This is a genomic window from Endobacterium cereale (genome assembly GCF_009617585.1).
Taxonomy (GTDB): domain Bacteria; phylum Pseudomonadota; class Alphaproteobacteria; order Rhizobiales; family Rhizobiaceae; genus Neorhizobium; species Neorhizobium cereale.
This window is the reverse complement of the sequence record NZ_WIXI01000022.1, coordinates 157,132-172,723: the sequence shown is the minus strand read 5'-3', so window position 1 is coordinate 172,723 and position 15,592 is coordinate 157,132. Positions and strand designations below refer to the sequence as shown.

10 protein-coding genes are annotated in these 15,592 nt (G+C 59.3%); 5 read left to right on the top strand and 5 right to left on the bottom strand.

Going from position 1 to position 15,592, the window contains the following annotated elements; all coding sequences use genetic code 11:
- Positions 1–70: 70 nt before the first annotated feature.
- Together GAO09_RS01035 and GAO09_RS01030 are read right to left on the bottom strand one after the other, a co-directional pair.
- On the bottom strand, positions 71–1,312 hold the full coding sequence (locus GAO09_RS01035; protein ID WP_324184944.1) for an alpha/beta hydrolase: 1,242 nt from the start codon (positions 1,310–1,312) through the stop codon (positions 71–73).
- 145 nt (positions 1,313–1,457) lie between these two features.
- Complete coding sequence (locus tag GAO09_RS01030) at positions 1,458–3,158, bottom strand: long-chain fatty acid--CoA ligase (protein WP_153352210.1); 1,701 nt, start codon at positions 3,156–3,158, stop codon at positions 1,458–1,460.
- Positions 3,159–3,463: 305 nt separating this feature from the next.
- Between GAO09_RS01030 and GAO09_RS01025 the strand changes: the two genes are divergently transcribed.
- Together GAO09_RS01025 and GAO09_RS01020 are read left to right on the top strand one after the other, a co-directional pair.
- The gene (locus GAO09_RS01025; RefSeq protein ID WP_153352209.1) at positions 3,464–3,856 is read left to right on the top strand and encodes a PRC-barrel domain-containing protein; all 393 of its coding nucleotides are present in this window, start codon (positions 3,464–3,466) and stop codon (positions 3,854–3,856) included.
- Between the two features lie 147 nt (positions 3,857–4,003).
- Complete coding sequence (locus GAO09_RS01020) at positions 4,004–5,119, top strand: hypothetical protein (protein WP_153352208.1); 1,116 nt, start codon at positions 4,004–4,006, stop codon at positions 5,117–5,119.
- 30 nt (positions 5,120–5,149) lie between these two features.
- Here the strand turns inward: GAO09_RS01020 and nadE are convergent, their stop codons facing one another.
- Genes nadE through GAO09_RS01005 form a run of 3 tightly spaced genes read right to left on the bottom strand, consistent with a single transcriptional unit; the run spans position 5,150 to position 7,967 of the window.
- Positions 5,150–6,127, bottom strand: a complete 978-nt coding sequence (nadE, locus tag GAO09_RS01015; protein WP_153352207.1) for an NAD(+) synthase — start codon at positions 6,125–6,127, stop codon at positions 5,150–5,152.
- Positions 6,127–7,686: a class I adenylate-forming enzyme family protein gene (locus GAO09_RS01010; RefSeq protein WP_324184943.1), complete on the bottom strand. Its 1,560-nt coding sequence runs from the start codon at positions 7,684–7,686 to the stop codon at positions 6,127–6,129. Before GAO09_RS01010 ends, nadE begins: the two co-directional genes overlap by 1 nt.
- Positions 7,687–7,715: 29 nt before the next feature.
- The gene (locus tag GAO09_RS01005; RefSeq protein ID WP_153352206.1) at positions 7,716–7,967 is read right to left on the bottom strand and encodes an acyl carrier protein; all 252 of its coding nucleotides are present in this window, start codon (positions 7,965–7,967) and stop codon (positions 7,716–7,718) included.
- A 265-nt stretch (positions 7,968–8,232) separates the two neighbouring features.
- Between GAO09_RS01005 and GAO09_RS01000 the strand changes: the two genes are divergently transcribed.
- The 3 genes from GAO09_RS01000 to GAO09_RS00990 all read left to right on the top strand — a co-directional run bounded on the left by GAO09_RS01000 (position 8,233) and on the right by GAO09_RS00990 (position 15,570).
- Entirely contained in the window at positions 8,233–8,451 is a 219-nt protein-coding gene (locus GAO09_RS01000) for a hypothetical protein (protein WP_153352205.1), read from the top strand.
- A 72-nt stretch (positions 8,452–8,523) separates the two neighbouring features.
- Positions 8,524–9,423 carry a phage tail protein gene (locus GAO09_RS00995; RefSeq protein WP_153352204.1) on the top strand — a complete coding sequence of 300 codons (900 nt, stop codon included), beginning with the start codon at positions 8,524–8,526 and terminating at the stop codon, positions 9,421–9,423.
- A gap of 168 nt (positions 9,424–9,591) precedes the next feature.
- Positions 9,592–15,570 (top strand): IPT/TIG domain-containing protein, encoded by a 5,979-nt coding sequence (locus GAO09_RS00990; RefSeq protein WP_153352203.1) that lies wholly within the window; start codon positions 9,592–9,594, stop codon positions 15,568–15,570.
- Positions 15,571–15,592: the final 22 nt, after the last annotated feature.

Below are 15,592 nucleotides of genomic sequence, written 5' to 3'. Positions count from 1 at the left end.
ATCAAGCCTTGTCGCGCCCGCCAAGGTGACCTAAGCGGGCGCGTTTAATGAGCCGGATAAAAGATATCGATCAGCGGCCGACGGCGGTCTCAACCGTATTGCCGACGGAGCGGCCGAGGCGATCGACCTGATCGCCGTAATTGCGGCGTGTGGCCGGATCGAAGATCGAGATCGGCGCATTGACGGCAACGCTTGCCGCCCCGCCCACCGTCTGGGCGGTACCAAGCGCCACGGCACCGATCCGGTCACCAAGCCCGACATCGTTGTCGGTCACCGTCTGACCGGCGATCAGGCGGTTGCCCAGCAGTTTGACCACTTCCGGGCTTTCGGCGAACTTGCCGTGGTTGAGGCGATCACCGCCCTTCAAGGCTGTCAGGTCGAGAACGACAATGCCCTGTTTCTCGAATTCGGATCGATAAGGCTCGACTGTCGGATCGACCTGCCCGAGCCTGTCGATATTGCCGGAAATACGGCGCGACAAGCCTAGTGCGCGGTCATCACGCGAAACGAACAGGGTGAAATGTGGACCCTTGGGGCCGATTTCGGCAATCTGGCGACCAAAAACATCGACGTCCAGATCGGGCGAGGCGAGGATGACGTTCTGGATTTTCGGTGACACTCTGCCATCGCGGATGGCCATCTGGCGCAAGGCCTCCACCGTCAGCCACGACCCCATCGAATGCGCCATCACGACGACTTCACCCACTTCCGGGTTGCGGGCAATGGTGCGCAACATGTCTTCCAGCGCATCGCGCGAAAAATTGGTGCTTTCCTTGTCGTAATTGTAAGCAAAGATGCTGCCGCGCGATGGCCAGGTGAACAGGATCGGCGCCACGTCTGCGCCACTGTCATGCACGATCTGCGCATAACGATAGATGGCATCTTCATACCGGTTGTTGAAACCGTGAACGAACACCATCACTCGTTTGCTTTTGGGCAGGTGATCGTGCAGCCAGCGATGCGCCTGCGGTTTCTGCATCGGGGTCACCGAAAGGGTGGCGAATTCCTTGTCCGGGTTGGCAGGCAGTTTTTTCGGCCACTGAACCTGGCCGACTTCACGCGCGCTGTCGGGCGGAATGGAAACGGCGATTTCGGTAATGGCCGGTTCGGCACCGCGCTCACCGGAATAAAGCACGCCGGGCGTTTCCGATGGGCGGCGAGTGGTGGCGACCAGAACATCGACCTTGGAGGTGCCGGAAACGGATGCGGCAGCCGTCGGGATCAGCACGCCTTCAGGCCGGCCGGCGCAGCTCGAAAGAACGCCGAGCACTGCCGCGACGGCAATGATCCGATGATAAGGGGTGATACGCACGCACGCTCCACGTTGCCAGCCAAGGGCTACAGCTAGTTCACCTTGGTGCGTGCGTCCATTGTTTTGGGCATGCGCCGGTTGGACTTGGTTCAGCGGTGTCGCAGTGATGCAACGCGGTTTCAGCCTACCCAAGTCGTTCGACCTGTCACTCCCGCAGCATGCGCCGCAGAATCTTGCCCACATTCGATTTCGGCAATTCCGTTCGAAACTCGATGAAACGCGGCCGCTTGTAGTTGGTGAGGTTGGTGATGCAATGCGCCTTCACGTCCGCTTCCGTCAGGTTCGGGTCCTTCTTCACCACGAAGATTTTCACCGCTTCGCCGGAATGCTCGTCGACCACGCCGACCGCTGCGCATTCCAACACGCCGGGATGCATGGCGACCACTTCCTCGACCTCGTTGGGATAAACATTGAAGCCGGAAACCAGGATCATGTCCTTCTTGCGGTCGACGATCTTGGTATAACCGCGCGCATCCATGTAACCCATGTCGCCGGTGCGGAAAAAGCCGTCCGCCGTCATCACCTTTGCGGTCTCGTCGGGCCTGTTCCAGTAACCGGCCATGACCTGCGGGCCACGGATGCAGATTTCGCCAACGCCACCCAGTTCGACGTCGTTGCCGTCATCGTCGCGGATGGCGAGGTCCGTCGAGGAGATCGGCAGGCCGATCATGCCGGAAAATTCGCGATTGTTGCAGCGGTTCGCCGTGGCAACCGGCGAGGTTTCCGAAAGGCCGTATCCCTCGGTAATCGGGCAACCCGTCATGGAGAGCCACCGTTCCGCCACCGGACGCTGCACCGACATGCCGCCACCGAAGACCAGCATCAGCGCTGAAAAATCGAGCTTCTGGAATTCGGCATTGTTCATCAGCGCGTTGAACAATGTGTTGAGACCCGGGAAAATGTGGATCGGATATTTTTTCAACTCGCCGACAAGAGCCGGCAGATCGCGCGGGTTCGGGATGAGGATATTGTTGCTGCCGGTCGCCATTCCCATCAGCGAATTCACGGTCAATGCGAAAATGTGATAAAGCGGCAGCGCGCAGAGAAACTGCAGCTGTTCCGGGCGCTGCTTGCCGATAAACGCAGAATCCAGCCAGACACCCATCTGCTCCTTGTTGGCCAGCAGATTGGCATGCGTCAGCGCAGCACCCTTTGAAATTCCGGTCGTGCCGCCGGTATATTGCAGGAAGGCGATATCACCGGGAGAAACCTCGACCGGTTGCAGCGACAGGCTTGCCCCTTTCGAAAGTGCCGACTTGAAGCGCAGGGCGGAGGGGATCGTCCAAACCGGCACCAGCTTTTTCACCCGGCGCACAACAAGATTGACGATATGGCCCTTGAGGCCCAGCATGTCGCCCATCGTGGTGACGACGACATGGCGCAGCGGCGTCTTGCCCAGAACCTGCTGAACCGTGTTGGCAAAATTTTCCAGAACGAAGATCACGGTCGCCCCGGAATCTGTGATCTGGTGTTCAAGTTCGCGCGGCGTATAGAGCGGGTTGACGTTGACCACGATCATGCCGGCGCGAAGAATGCCGTAAACAGTGACCGGGTTCTGCAGGATGTTGGGCATCATCACCGCAACACGGTCGCCCTTTTTCAACCCTTGCGCCTGCAGGAATGCAGCGATCTTGCGGCTTTCGCGTTCCATCGCCTCATAGGTGAGGCCTTTGCCCATGCTGGTGAAAGCGGTACGGTCGGAATAGCGCTTGCAGCTTTCCTCGAACAGCTCTCCCAGCGAGCTGTGATGCAGCGGCGGCAGTTCGGCCGGAACATTCGGCGGGTACGATGCCAGCCAGATTTTTTCAACAGGCGCCCGCGCCGGTGCGGCAGCAAGATCAGTCATTCATTCTCCCTCCCTTGTGTCGACGTTCCGTTTCCGGTCGCCCTTAGCTGGGAACCGGAAGCCATACTGCTTCAATGTGACAAGCGCAAAGGTCCTCCCACCTTTTCACCCAGTCGACAGTATCGCACGGACGTGGCCTGATCGGCCAATCACGAGAAGATTAGATAACCTTGACGTAAACGTCAATTGAACTTGGCAGCTGTCACTTCCGAAAGACCGTCAGTATTTTTCAGGAACCAAGCGGGCGGTGGCGGGTTTTGTCTGTGTAATTCGAAAGTGCAATCAACAACAAGAGGAGGTGCATCATGTTGCATCAGGAACCCCGCGCCGGTCAGGACCCTTACGTCAAGGACAGCCACTCGCTGATTGCCAGCGACAAGGTTGAAGGCACCAAGGTTTACGGCGCCGATAACAAGCATATCGGTTCGATCGAGCGTCTTCTTCTCGAAAAACGCGGCGGCCGTGTGGCTTATGCTGTTCTCAGCTTCGGCGGCTTCCTCGGCATCGGCGATGACTATTATCCGCTGCCTTGGGAAAAGCTGCGCTACGACGAACAGCTCGATGGTTACCGCATCGACCTGACCAAGGACCAGATCACCGGCGCGCCGCGTTATTCGGATCTCGATGACGACAGCTGGTACAGTGCCAATGACCGCAAGGTCTACGATTATTATGGCGTGCCGCCTTACTGGATGTAACGGCCGAGTAACACATTTGTAATTGTGGGAAGAGGCTCCGTTCGCGGGGCCTCTTTTCGTTTGTTTAAGCTTGTATTGGCACAATGCGCCGACATCAGATTTGGCCGTATCCCTTCCTGGACGGCCCGGCATTGCAGTGGCATCGGCATGAGCGGACAGACAACGGTCATACGGGACTTTGAAAAAGGCGATATCGAAGGTGTGGCGGGCATGTTCCAGCACACGTTTAGAGGTGTTGCCGGCAGCGGGAAAGCCGTGCCTCAGTCGTTGATAGCCAGTATAGAGCAATCTTTTTTCAGGCATCCCTGGAACGAGCCGGATCTGCATTCCAAGGTCGCTGTGGATGAGGCAGGCCGGGTCTGCGGTTTTATCGGCGTTACCCCCGCAAGGCTGGAATTCGAGGGCCGCTCCCTGCTTGCAGCCTTCGCGGGCTCCATGATGGTGGATGATCCCAAGGCCAATCCGCTGATCGGCGCTCGTCTCCTGCGCGCATTTCTGGCCGGTCCGCAGGATATTTCGCTCACCGAAACGGCAAACCACACGGCGCTTGGCATGTGGCAGAAGCTCGGCCATCCGCTTGATCCGGCCTATAGTCTCAATTGGATGTGTGTTCTGCGTCCTGCCTCGACTGCGGTTCAATTGATGGAACGACGGGTCACTGCGGCGCGTCTCATTCGACCGGTCGGCCGGATCGCGGATCGCTCGATTGCTGTTCTTCGCCGTCCGTCATTTGGAAATGGCGAGGCACGCAGGCTGGAGTTTCGCGACGTCACGGCCGGTGAATTCGGTCAGGCGTTGTTGGCCCTGAAGGATGTCTACCCGATGCGCCCCCAATGGGATGCGGGCAATATCGACTGGTTCATCCGGCAAGCCGAACAGAAACGCAGTTTTGGCTATCCCGAATGGCGGGTCGCTTACGGCCCGGATGGCAGACCGGCCGCCGCCTACGTCTATTTCGCAAAAGCCGGTGGCATCGGCTGGGTGCTGCAGGCACTCTCCATGCCGGCAAGGACAGGAGAGATGGTCGAGGACATGTTCGCTCACGCCTATAATTATGGGTGCGCCTCGGTTCGAGGCGCGGCCCATCCGTGGCTGACACCAGCTTTGCTGCAGCGCAAGGCTGTCTTTCTTGGCCGCAGCTTTTATGTGGCGCACGCAAAGGACAAGTCGCTGCTGGAGCCGATCAAGGCCGGGCAGGCCCTTATCAGCGGCATTGCCGGCGAACGCTGGATGCCGCTGGTCGGCGACACGTTCGACGACTGACGCAAATCAGTCGCCGAATGGCCGCAGATCTCAGTCGATCAGCTTTTTCGGCTCGGCATGCAGATATTCCGCCACCTTGCGCTTGGAAGCGATATTGCGCCACACGGCATCCACCTGATCCGGCGTCAGGCCGGTTACCTCGCCGGTTTCCTCCCGTGACACGCCGTTGTCGAGTGCATAGAGGCAGAGGTCCATGCGGTCATAGGGCAGGGAGAAATAATATTCGTCCTGACCCTGCGGCAGCGACCATGTGTCGGTGGTCGGCGGGCGCCGGCGGATTTCCTCCGGCACGCCAAGTGCCTCGGCCAGCTGGTAGACCTGGGTCTTGTAGAGATGCGCGATCGGCTTGAAATCGGCGGCGCCGTCGCCGTTTTTCACAAAGAAACCCTGGTCGTATTCCAGCCGATTCGGTGTGCCGGCAACCGCGTAGTTCAACCGGTCGGCATGGTAATATTCGATCTGCTTGCGGGTGCGCTGCTTCATGTTCGCGGCCGCGATCATGCCGAGATAAACTTCCAGCGGCATGCGGTGACGGCTCTGCTCGCCGGCCGGATTGGCAACGACCAGCCAGGAAATATTGTAACCACGGCCGGTCAGGGCGTCTTCCAACACCACCTTGCAGCCCCAGCCTTCGCCGAATTCCGGCACGACCTGACGAATGAAACCGTCGCGGCGGGTATAGCAACCGGCAGCCGCCAGCGCCGGGCCGATATCCTCCAGCACGGTTTCGACACCGGTCGTGGCGGCCAGCGCCTGCCCGAGCCGCAGGCTTTCCGGATCGCTATCATGTTCGGGCATAAAAATGCCGATGACTTTTTGCGGGCCGAAAGCTTTCGCGCAAAGCGCTGCAGTCACACTGGAATCGATGCCACCGGATATGCCGAGCACTGCACCGCGTTTGCGCAGGTCCTTCGCCACCGTTTCGCGCAGCCAGGCGCAGATGCGTTCGATCTCGGCTTCCGCATCGAGCTTCAGGCTGTCTGTGGAGAAACCCATGTTATTTGCCATCACGCTATCCTGCTCTCTCTGTTTTCCTTGGCCTCGGCTGCATCCGCAGCGTTGAGGCGAATTTTGCCCGTTGCCGTCTTCGGCAGGGCCTCGTGAAATTCCACCAGTTTGGGAACCATGAAATCTTCCAGATGCGTGGCGCAGTGGCGCTGGATCAGCCGTTCGCTCAGGCCGGCTGACGGATCGGCGGCCACATGCGCCTTGATCACCTGTCCGAAAACCGGATCGTCCACGCCCTCGACGGCAGCTTCCAGCACGCCCGGCAGGGCGTAGAGCACACGCTCCACTTCCTGCGGGCTGACCTTTTCCCCGCGTGTCTTGATGATGTCGTCGCGGCGGGAGACAAAGTGGAGGAAACCATCTTCATCGGTACGAAACAGGTCGCCGGTATGCAGGCGGGGGCCGTTGGGGCCTGGGCGCAGGGCAGCAGATGTCGCGACGTCGTCTCGCCAGTAACCGCCCATCACATGCGGGCCTTCCACAACCAGTTCGCCGGTTTCCCCTGACGCTACGAGCTGGCCGTTGTCGTCAACAATTGAAACACGCGTACCGGGAATGGCATGGCCAACCGAAAGCGGCCGACGCGCCACCTCGTGCGGCGCCAGATAGGCGGTGCGCAGGCATTCCGTCTGGCCATACATCAGGTAAAGCGACGTTTGCGGCAGGCATGCTTGAAGCCGTTCGGTCGTGGTTGGCGGCATGCCGGCAGCAGCATTCGTCATATAGCGCAGATGTGGCACGGCTTGCGCCGAAAGATCCGGCATGCCGGCAAACAGCGCCGCCATGGCCGGCACCAGCGGGAAGCCGGTCACGTTTTCAGTCTGCAGCCGTGACAGGATGACCCGCGGAAAGGCGAAACTCTTTTCGAGAACCAGCGTGCCGCCCACCATGGCCATGGTGACCATCTGGGTAATGCCGTAACCATGCGACAGCGGCAGGACGCTGAGGACGATATCGTTCTCGGTGTTTTCCAAATAACCTGCAATCGAGGTGCAGGCCGCCGCAATGTTGGCGTGGCTCAGCATCACACCTTTGGGGCGTCCGGTGGAGCCGGATGTGTGGATCAACAACGCCAGGTCGTTTTCGCCGAGGCCGACCGGCGGATCAAAACCCGCGTTGCTGGTGACTAGCTCGTTGAAGCGCAATACATTGCTGTTGTCGTCGGCACCTGCCTGTACGCCAATGACCATCGGACGTTGACCGTAAAGCGCGCAGGCGATTTCCACGACTGGCAGCAATCTGGCGTGCGCGATGATTGCGACCGGTTCGATGCTGCGAAAAATCTCTGTAAGCTTTTCGGCCTTGATGGATGGATGCAGCGGGCAGGCGATCCCACCGAGTTTCCATGCAGCGAAGAAAGAAACGACCGCTTCGCCGCAATTGTCGAGAAGAAGGACAATGCGGTCGCCGCGACCGGTGCAAGACCTCTGTAACTGTGCCGCAAGTTGCGATGAGTGGCGATCGACATCGCCGTAGGTCAGGCGCATGTCACCGCCCACCACCGCTGTCTTGTCAGCGCGGTCCGACCGGTTTTTTGCAGTGAGAGTTTCGATGCGCACGCCCGTTCCCCCGGCCGCGATCAGCCCTTTCAGGCGGCGATCTTCTTCGACGTCAGATAAGCGGTGACCTTCGAGATGCTGTCGAGGTTGTCGGGGATAATCTCTTCGTCGGCGACACGGATGCCATAGGTGCTTTCGAGATAGGCAATTAGCTCCAGAACACCTGTTGAATCCATGACGCCGCTATCGAGCAGGGATTGATCGTCTGCAATTTCGGCATCCGCGCGAAACAGAAAATTTTCTGCGATGAAGCTGCGTATGTTGTTCGCATAATCGGACATGTATAAAAATCCTTTCACTGGACCGTCATGGTCGTCACGCGGCGAGATTTTCTGCCCCCGGTCCGTCGATGACATCGGACCATATTCGTCATCGCTGAATCTTTCGCTAATTCGGACCGCGTCATTTGCAATAACGAACGTGAATACTTGATCACGGCGTGTTGACGTTACGCCCGATCCGTTCGCACAATTTTTAGGGAACTGTTTTCGCGCCGCCCAGTTTAATCTTCTTACCCAAAACGATGAAAGAGGGAGACAGTGAATCATGGCAACGCAATTTGACAACATTGTACCGCCCGACGAACATCTGCTGACGGTTCAGGAAGCGCTCGAACCGCTTTACCTCAAGCTGGAAGTTGAAGCGGAAGCCAAATTGCTTAACGCTGCAATCCGTGCCGGTTGGTCGGCGAACGAGGCCTTGTCCGCCATTGAGCAGTTGAAGCGCCATGATGCGCTTGCCGACGATCCCGGCATCCGGCACTAAAGAAGTCAAAAAACAACTCACAGTTATGTAGGTAAACATATGTATGTGATAGGTTGTTGAGATGGGTAGCTGATGTACATTCCGCTTGCGCTGACCGAGGCAGGGCACATCGCCCGCTGCTATGGCGGCATAAGAGGAGAAGACATGCGGTTCTCAACCTTGACGACCCACCGATCGCTGGCGGGATTGAATGCACTGGCCATAACCGTCAGCGTCCTTGGCGCCGGGGCAGCGGTCGTTGCCAGCCCTCGCCAGGCGATGGCATGTGGTCCTGAAAGCTATATCGGCTCCGTCTGCACTTTTGCATCCAGTTACTGCCCGCGCGATTTCCTTCCGGCCAATGGTGCCATTCTGGCAGTCAATACAAATACCGCGCTATTCGCCTTGCTCGGCACCACCTATGGCGGCAATGGCAGCACCACTTTCGGTTTGCCGAACCTGCAATCGCGCAGCGTGGTTGGCAGCGGCCAGGGACCGGGCCTTGATCCGGTCGCGCTTGGACAGGTATTTGGCCAATCGGCCGTTACGCTCGTTCCACAAAATCTGCCGCCGCACACGCATCCCGCCACCTTCACCGGCACCGGAGGCGGCGCTTCGCAAACGGTCACCATCCCCGCCAAGACAGGCGATCTGGCCGTGAACGCCAGTTTTGCGGGCAAGATGGCGAATGGTGCGGGTACCATCACCTCGGGCGCGTTTCTTGGCAATGGCGGCAGTGGCGGCGGAGGCGCCAACATCTATGTCCCCTCGACCTCGACCGCTGATGCCGTCCCTCTCGGTGGTGTATCAACCAACCTCACCGGCACGCCCGGTCATCCCGAAATCACGTTCAGTGTCAATTCCGGCATTACGGGTGGCACGGTGGCAGTAGGCCCCAACACTGGCGGCCCGGTGCCCTTGGTGACACAGTCGCCGGGACTGGGCCTGACGCAATGCATCCTCGTAAATGGGCTTTTCCCCCCACGACCGTGACACGTTCCGGCGGAAGCAGTTCAGGCCTTCCGCCGGTGACTGTTGCAATAAAGATATAAGGAAAAAATAATGTAACCAATGGATGTCGAGCGTATTTATGCGCGCATAGGATTATTATACCTTGGGTTGTGTTGAGGTGGTGATGCCTCGCCAGCGACAGGGTAACATATGCAGCGACATGACCGTGAAGTGCAGGGGCAAAACGCCATGGGAACGTGGCTGAGCCGCGTGATGACGGCGCTATGTATGTTGATCATGCTGCTCGCGGGCGCCCAGGCAGCGCGGGCATCGGCGGCATGCGATGCTTTGACTGCTTCTTGGGGAAATTGGCAGACGTTTGGACCGGATGAGGATGACGAATACGAGGCGACCGGTTTCGACCCTAACGAGGCGATGCGCTATGACGTGCAGACTTTCGGCAGTTCACCAGAGGAACTGGACCCGTCCTATCCGACACCCGCCGGTACGCAATTTTACAACAGCAACATAGGTGACACATACGTCAGGGCGATTGGTGCCGACATCAACATATCGGGCATCTTTGAGCTTCCATCAGGCGCAGATTACGAATTTTATGCTTTTGGTGGTTTCAGTAGTGGACCAACGATCGCCACGGGTTCGGTGCGTGTCAGATTGATCTGCTTTGGGGGCGTGACTTCTGTTTCATCCCTGTCCCCCGCGACAGGGTCTGTGCTCGGTGGGAACACCGTCACGATTACCGGGTCAGGCATGGCCGCCGTTGAAACCGTTGCGTTCGGCGGAAATGTGACGACGGACTTTACACTCGTCAGCCCCAACCAGATTTCAGTGCGTGTTCCGCCCGGTGCTGCAGGTGCAACCAGCGTTTCGGTGGCGCGAACCGGCGGAGGACAATCGCCGGCCGGATCCTACACCTATATCGCTTTGCCTGCGGTGACATCGGTTTCACCCGCCAGGTCATCGACGACAGGCAATGTGTCCGTCGTTATCACCGGTACGGCGTTCACCGGCGCCACGGGGCCTAACGGCGTATCTTTCGGCTCTACGGGGGCAGCCAGCTATCAGGTCAACAGCGATACGCAGATCACGGCCGTGGCACCGGCCGGATCCGCCGGCAATGTCCCTGTGACCGTGACCACTGTCGGCGGCACCAGCACGGCGGGCGCTGCCTCGATATTCACCTATGTCGGGTCGCCTGTCGTTTCGTCGCTGACGCCCGCGCGGGGGCCATTGGATGGCGGCGAGGACATTACCATTAGCGGCAACAATTTCATCGATGTCACCGGCGTGCAATTCGGCACCAGTGCGGTAACCGTCTATACTGTCACTGATGCCAACGAGATCGAAGCGCAAGTGCCGGCCGGCATGGCCGGCTCAGTCAGCGTTACCGTCACGGCGCTCGGTGGAACCGGTGGCGGTAGCTCATACACCTATGTCACAGCGCCTGAAGTCACCAATGTTACGCCGACAGAGGGGTCGGTTGGCGGCGGAAACAATGTCACCATTGCCGGCACCAATCTGTCAGACGCGTTGGTGACCTTTGACGGGACAACTGTCCCTGTCACGGTCAATACCGCAAACCAGATCACAATCACGGCGCCGCCGCACGCAGCGGGGGCGGTTCCCATCGTCGTCAAAACACCGGGCGGAAGCGTCCCGGCCGGTTCCTATATCTATCGTGGCGTGCCGGTCATCTCAGGCATTTCTCCGTCAACCGGGCCATTGGCCGGCAATAATAGTGTTGTCATAACTGGCTCCGGGCTCTCCGATCCCGTTTCGGTGACGTTTGCGGGGGCGCCGGGCACGGTGACAGCCAACAGCGACACGCAGATGACCGTGACCGTACCGGCCGGTAGCATTGCGGCACCTGTCGATGTCGTGGTCACGACTGCCGGAGGCGCCAGTATTACCGGCGCAGGTGCCTATACCTATCTCGCCGTTCCGACCGTCACTTCAATCATGCCTGCATCAGGACCCTTGGCAGCTGGTACGCCGGTTACGATTTCCGGCACCGGGTTCACTTCCGGTGCCACGGTCGCATTCGGTTCGGCGCCAGCCAGTAATGTCGTCGTCGTCGATGCCGATACGATTACGGCGCAATCCCCAGCAGGTACCGCCGGAGCAGTGGGTGTTGCTGTCACGACTTTGGGGGGAACCAGCGGTACCGCCATCCAGTTCACATATCTCGCCGCACCGGTCGCCAATCCCTCCGTTGCCACAGTAGCCGCAAACAGTGTGAACAACGGCATAACGCTGGATATCACCGGTACCGCGTTGACGGGCGTTGCCGTGGAAACCAATGGCGCCCATGGCAATGCCGTGGCATCCGGTACGTCGATCACCTATGCACCGACGGCGGGTTATTCGGGTTCCGACAGCTTTACATACAGGGCCATCAATGCCGGCGGAACATCCGACCCCGCCACCGTGACCATTACCGTGACGGCACCGGTGCTGGTTCTCAATCCGGTTACGGGTGCCTTGCCGAGCGGTGTCAACGGCATCTTCTACAATCAGTCCTTCACCGCAACAGGCGGCACGGACGCTTATTCCTTCATGATTTCAGGCGGCGCTCTGCCATCCGGCTTGACACTTTCGCCTGCGGGCGTTCTGAGCGGAACGCCGACTGCAGCAGGTTCGAGCACTTTCCAGGTCACGGCAACGGATATTTATGGTGCAAAGGGCACGGCCAGCTATACGCTGACAATCAACGAACAGAAGCCGGTCGCCAATCCTGCCTCCGCCACGGTTGCCATCGGCTCGACCAACAATCTCGTAGCACTCAACATCACGGGTGGCGTCGCTGCATCGGTCGCCGTGGATATGCAGGCGACGAATGGCACGGCCACAGCGAGCGGAACATCGATTACCTATACACCCGACGCGGCCTATTTCGGTCCGGACAGTTTTACGTATACCGCGACCAATAGCGCCGGCATCTCGGCGCCTGCCACCGTATCGGTGACGGTGGCAGTCCCGACATTCGTTTTTTCACCGGCAACCGGCAGCTTGCCTTTTGCCACGCTCAACAGTGCCTATTCGCAACAAATCACGGCCTCTGGTGGCAATGGCAGCTATTCCTATGCAGTCACCACGGGCGCGTTGCCTGCTGGTCTCAATCTGTCGACGGGTGGTCTTCTGTCCGGCACACCGACCGTGCTTGGGACGTCCTCCTTCACCATCACTGCGACCGATAGCGTCTCCGCTTTCGGTGCTGTCAGCTATACGCTTGAAGTGGTTCTGCCGCTGCCGCTGGCATCGGATTTGCCGTTCAGCATTGCGGCCAATTCGAGCGCGACAGCCGTTCCGCTTGCCCTGTCCGGCGGTGTGGCATCCTCTGTCGCCGTGTTCGACACGGCTTCCCATGGCACAGCAACGGCCGCTGGTACCGCCATCACCTATGAGCCAACGGCCGGTTATTCCGGCAGTGACACGTTTACCTATACCGCCACAAACTCGTCCGGCACGTCTGCACCCGCCACAGTCACAGTCACAGTCAGCGCGCCGACACTCTCCCTTTCTCCTGTGACCGGGGCTCTTCCCCTCGGTAAGGTGGGCAGTTTCTATAACCAGCCTTTTGTCGCATCCGCTGGAACCGCGCCCTATTCCTATGTGGTGACAGGCGGCACATTGCCGGCCGGTTTGGTGCTTGATCTTTCCACCGGTGCACTTGCCGGCACGCCGACCACCGCAGGGGTGAGTAACTTTACGGTAACCGCGACAGATTTTTATGGCGCAACGGGCAGCAGTGTCTATGCGCTTGATATCGCCGAACAGTCGCCAGTCGCCAATCCTGTGACGGCAAATGTTGTGCGTGGATCTGCCGACAACCCGATTGCGCTCAATATAACCGGTGGGACGGCCACCTCCGTTGCAGTTACCACGGCACCGTCAAATGGAACCTTTTCGGTTGCGGGAACGGCTATCACTTACACACCGTCATCAGGTTTTGTCGGCACTGATAGTTTTGCTTACACGGCCAGCAATATTTCGGGCACGTCCGCGCCTGCTACGGTCTCCATCATCGTAACCAATCCCATCATCACGCTGGCTCCGACAGCTGGCTCACTACCGGATGGAACGGTCGGAGACGCCTATGCTCAGATGTTCAGCGCCTCCGGGGGCACGGCGCCCTACGATTTTGCCGTGAGCAGCGGCAGCCTGCCGCCGGGCCTCGCGATTGCGCCGGGCAGCAACATGATCGCGGGCATGCCCACGGCAGCCGGCAGTTACAGCTTGTCTGTGACTGCCACCGATGCCGGCGGCGCGACCGGGACGGTTGCCTATTCCATGCGTGTTCTGGCTGCCGCGCTTGTTCTGTCACCTCCCACCGCCAGCGGCCTGCCGCCGGCGACAACCGGGCTGGCCTATTCCTACACCGGCATCACCGTGACAGGGGGCAGCGGGACCGCAAGTTTTGCCGCTGCCGGCCTGCCACCCGGTCTCGTCATGACGACCGGTGGCGCCATCAATGGTACGCCGACGGCCACAGGCAGCTATTCGCTTGAGGTGACGGCAACCGACACGGCCGGTGCTATTGCGATGGCTACTTACGAACTCACGGTCAATGCAGGCGCCGGCACCTTCGTTTTCTCTCCGGCCGGCGGCGCATTACCGCAGGCCATGGTGGGAGAGGCGTATAGTCAGGATATTTCCGCGAACGGTGGCACTGCTCCGCTGATATACCGTCTTGATGGTGGCAGTCTGCCGCCCGGCCTGGTGCTGAATGTTTCCAACGGTGATCTTAATGGCCCGCTGTCCACCGAAGCGGCGCCCGGTGCCTATAGTTTCACAATCGGCGTAAGTGATGCCGCGGGTGTAACAGGCTCGGCCAGCTTCACACTGCAGGTTCAGCCGAGATCCGTCAGCGTTGACAACAAGGAGGTGACGGTTCCCGTCGGTGGTACACCGCCCAATGTGTATCTGAATTCCGGCGCAACAGGCGGGCCTTTCGTCGATGCCATTCTTGGCACCGTCTTGCCGCCTTCAGCCGGTACCGCGGAAATTATCCGCGGCGAACTGGCTCAGGCGGGCCCGGTCGCTCCGAGCGGTTTTTACCTGCGCTTCACACCTAACCCCGCTTTTTCGGGTAGGGCTGTCGTCGGTTATCAGCTGATTAGCGCCTTCGGCGCCTCCAATGTTGGAACCGTCGCCTACAATCTCAATTTCAACGCCACCATGGTGGCGGACGATATCGATGAACTCGTCCATGATTTCGTGCGAACGCGGCAAAGCCTGCTGTCATCGACGATAAGGGTTCCCGGTCTTCTTGAACGGCGGCGCATGGAAAATGCCCGTGATCCTGTCACCCTGCGCATGTCGCCCCAGGAGGATGGCATGCGTGCCGCATTCTCGACCAGTCTGGCGCAAATGGAAGCAGCACGGGATCGTTCCGATGGACTGGAGGCTGCCGAGCCTCGCCGGTTCAATATCTGGCTGGATGGCGCCATCCGCGCCAATGGCCGCGGGAACAATGACAAGGAAGATGATCGCTGGGGCAGTTTTGCGCTTCTGTCGGTCGGCATGGACTATCTTCTCAGCGATCGAGCTCTGATCGGTGTTTCCGCCCATTTCGACAGGATGACCGATCCCGCCGACGAAGATGCAGAACTGACGGGCAATGGCTGGTTTGCCGGTCCTTATGTGTCGATGGAAATTGCCAAGGGCGTGTTTTTCGACACGAGCTTGCTTTATGGCGGCTCCTGGAACGATATTGATACACCGTTCTTCGACGGCAAGTTCGATACGACCCGCTGGATGTGGGATGGCTCCCTAAAGGGTGAGTGGTATCTCGACCAAGCGATGGTTGTTACGCCGAAATTGCGGGCAGTCTATCTAACCGAGACGGTGAAGGACTATGCCGTCAGCAACGATGCGGGCGACAGACTTCTGCTGGAAGGCTTTTCCATGGAGCAGTTGAGGGCCAGCATAGGTGCGGAAATCGAGCGCCGGATCGTGCTCAGCAACGGCATGGTATTGACGCCGCGTCTGGGAGGCACGGTCGGTTTCGCCGGGCTTGATGGCGAAGGAACGTTTGCCACAGTCACGGCCGGTGCCTCACTGCAGACCGAAACGGCATGGATGTTCGACTTCGCACTTCTCTTCGATATCGAAGGTGAGGGAGGTGTCAGTGTTGGTGCCCGCGCACGCATGTCGACACGTTTCTGAGACAATATGTCGGAGGCGGAAG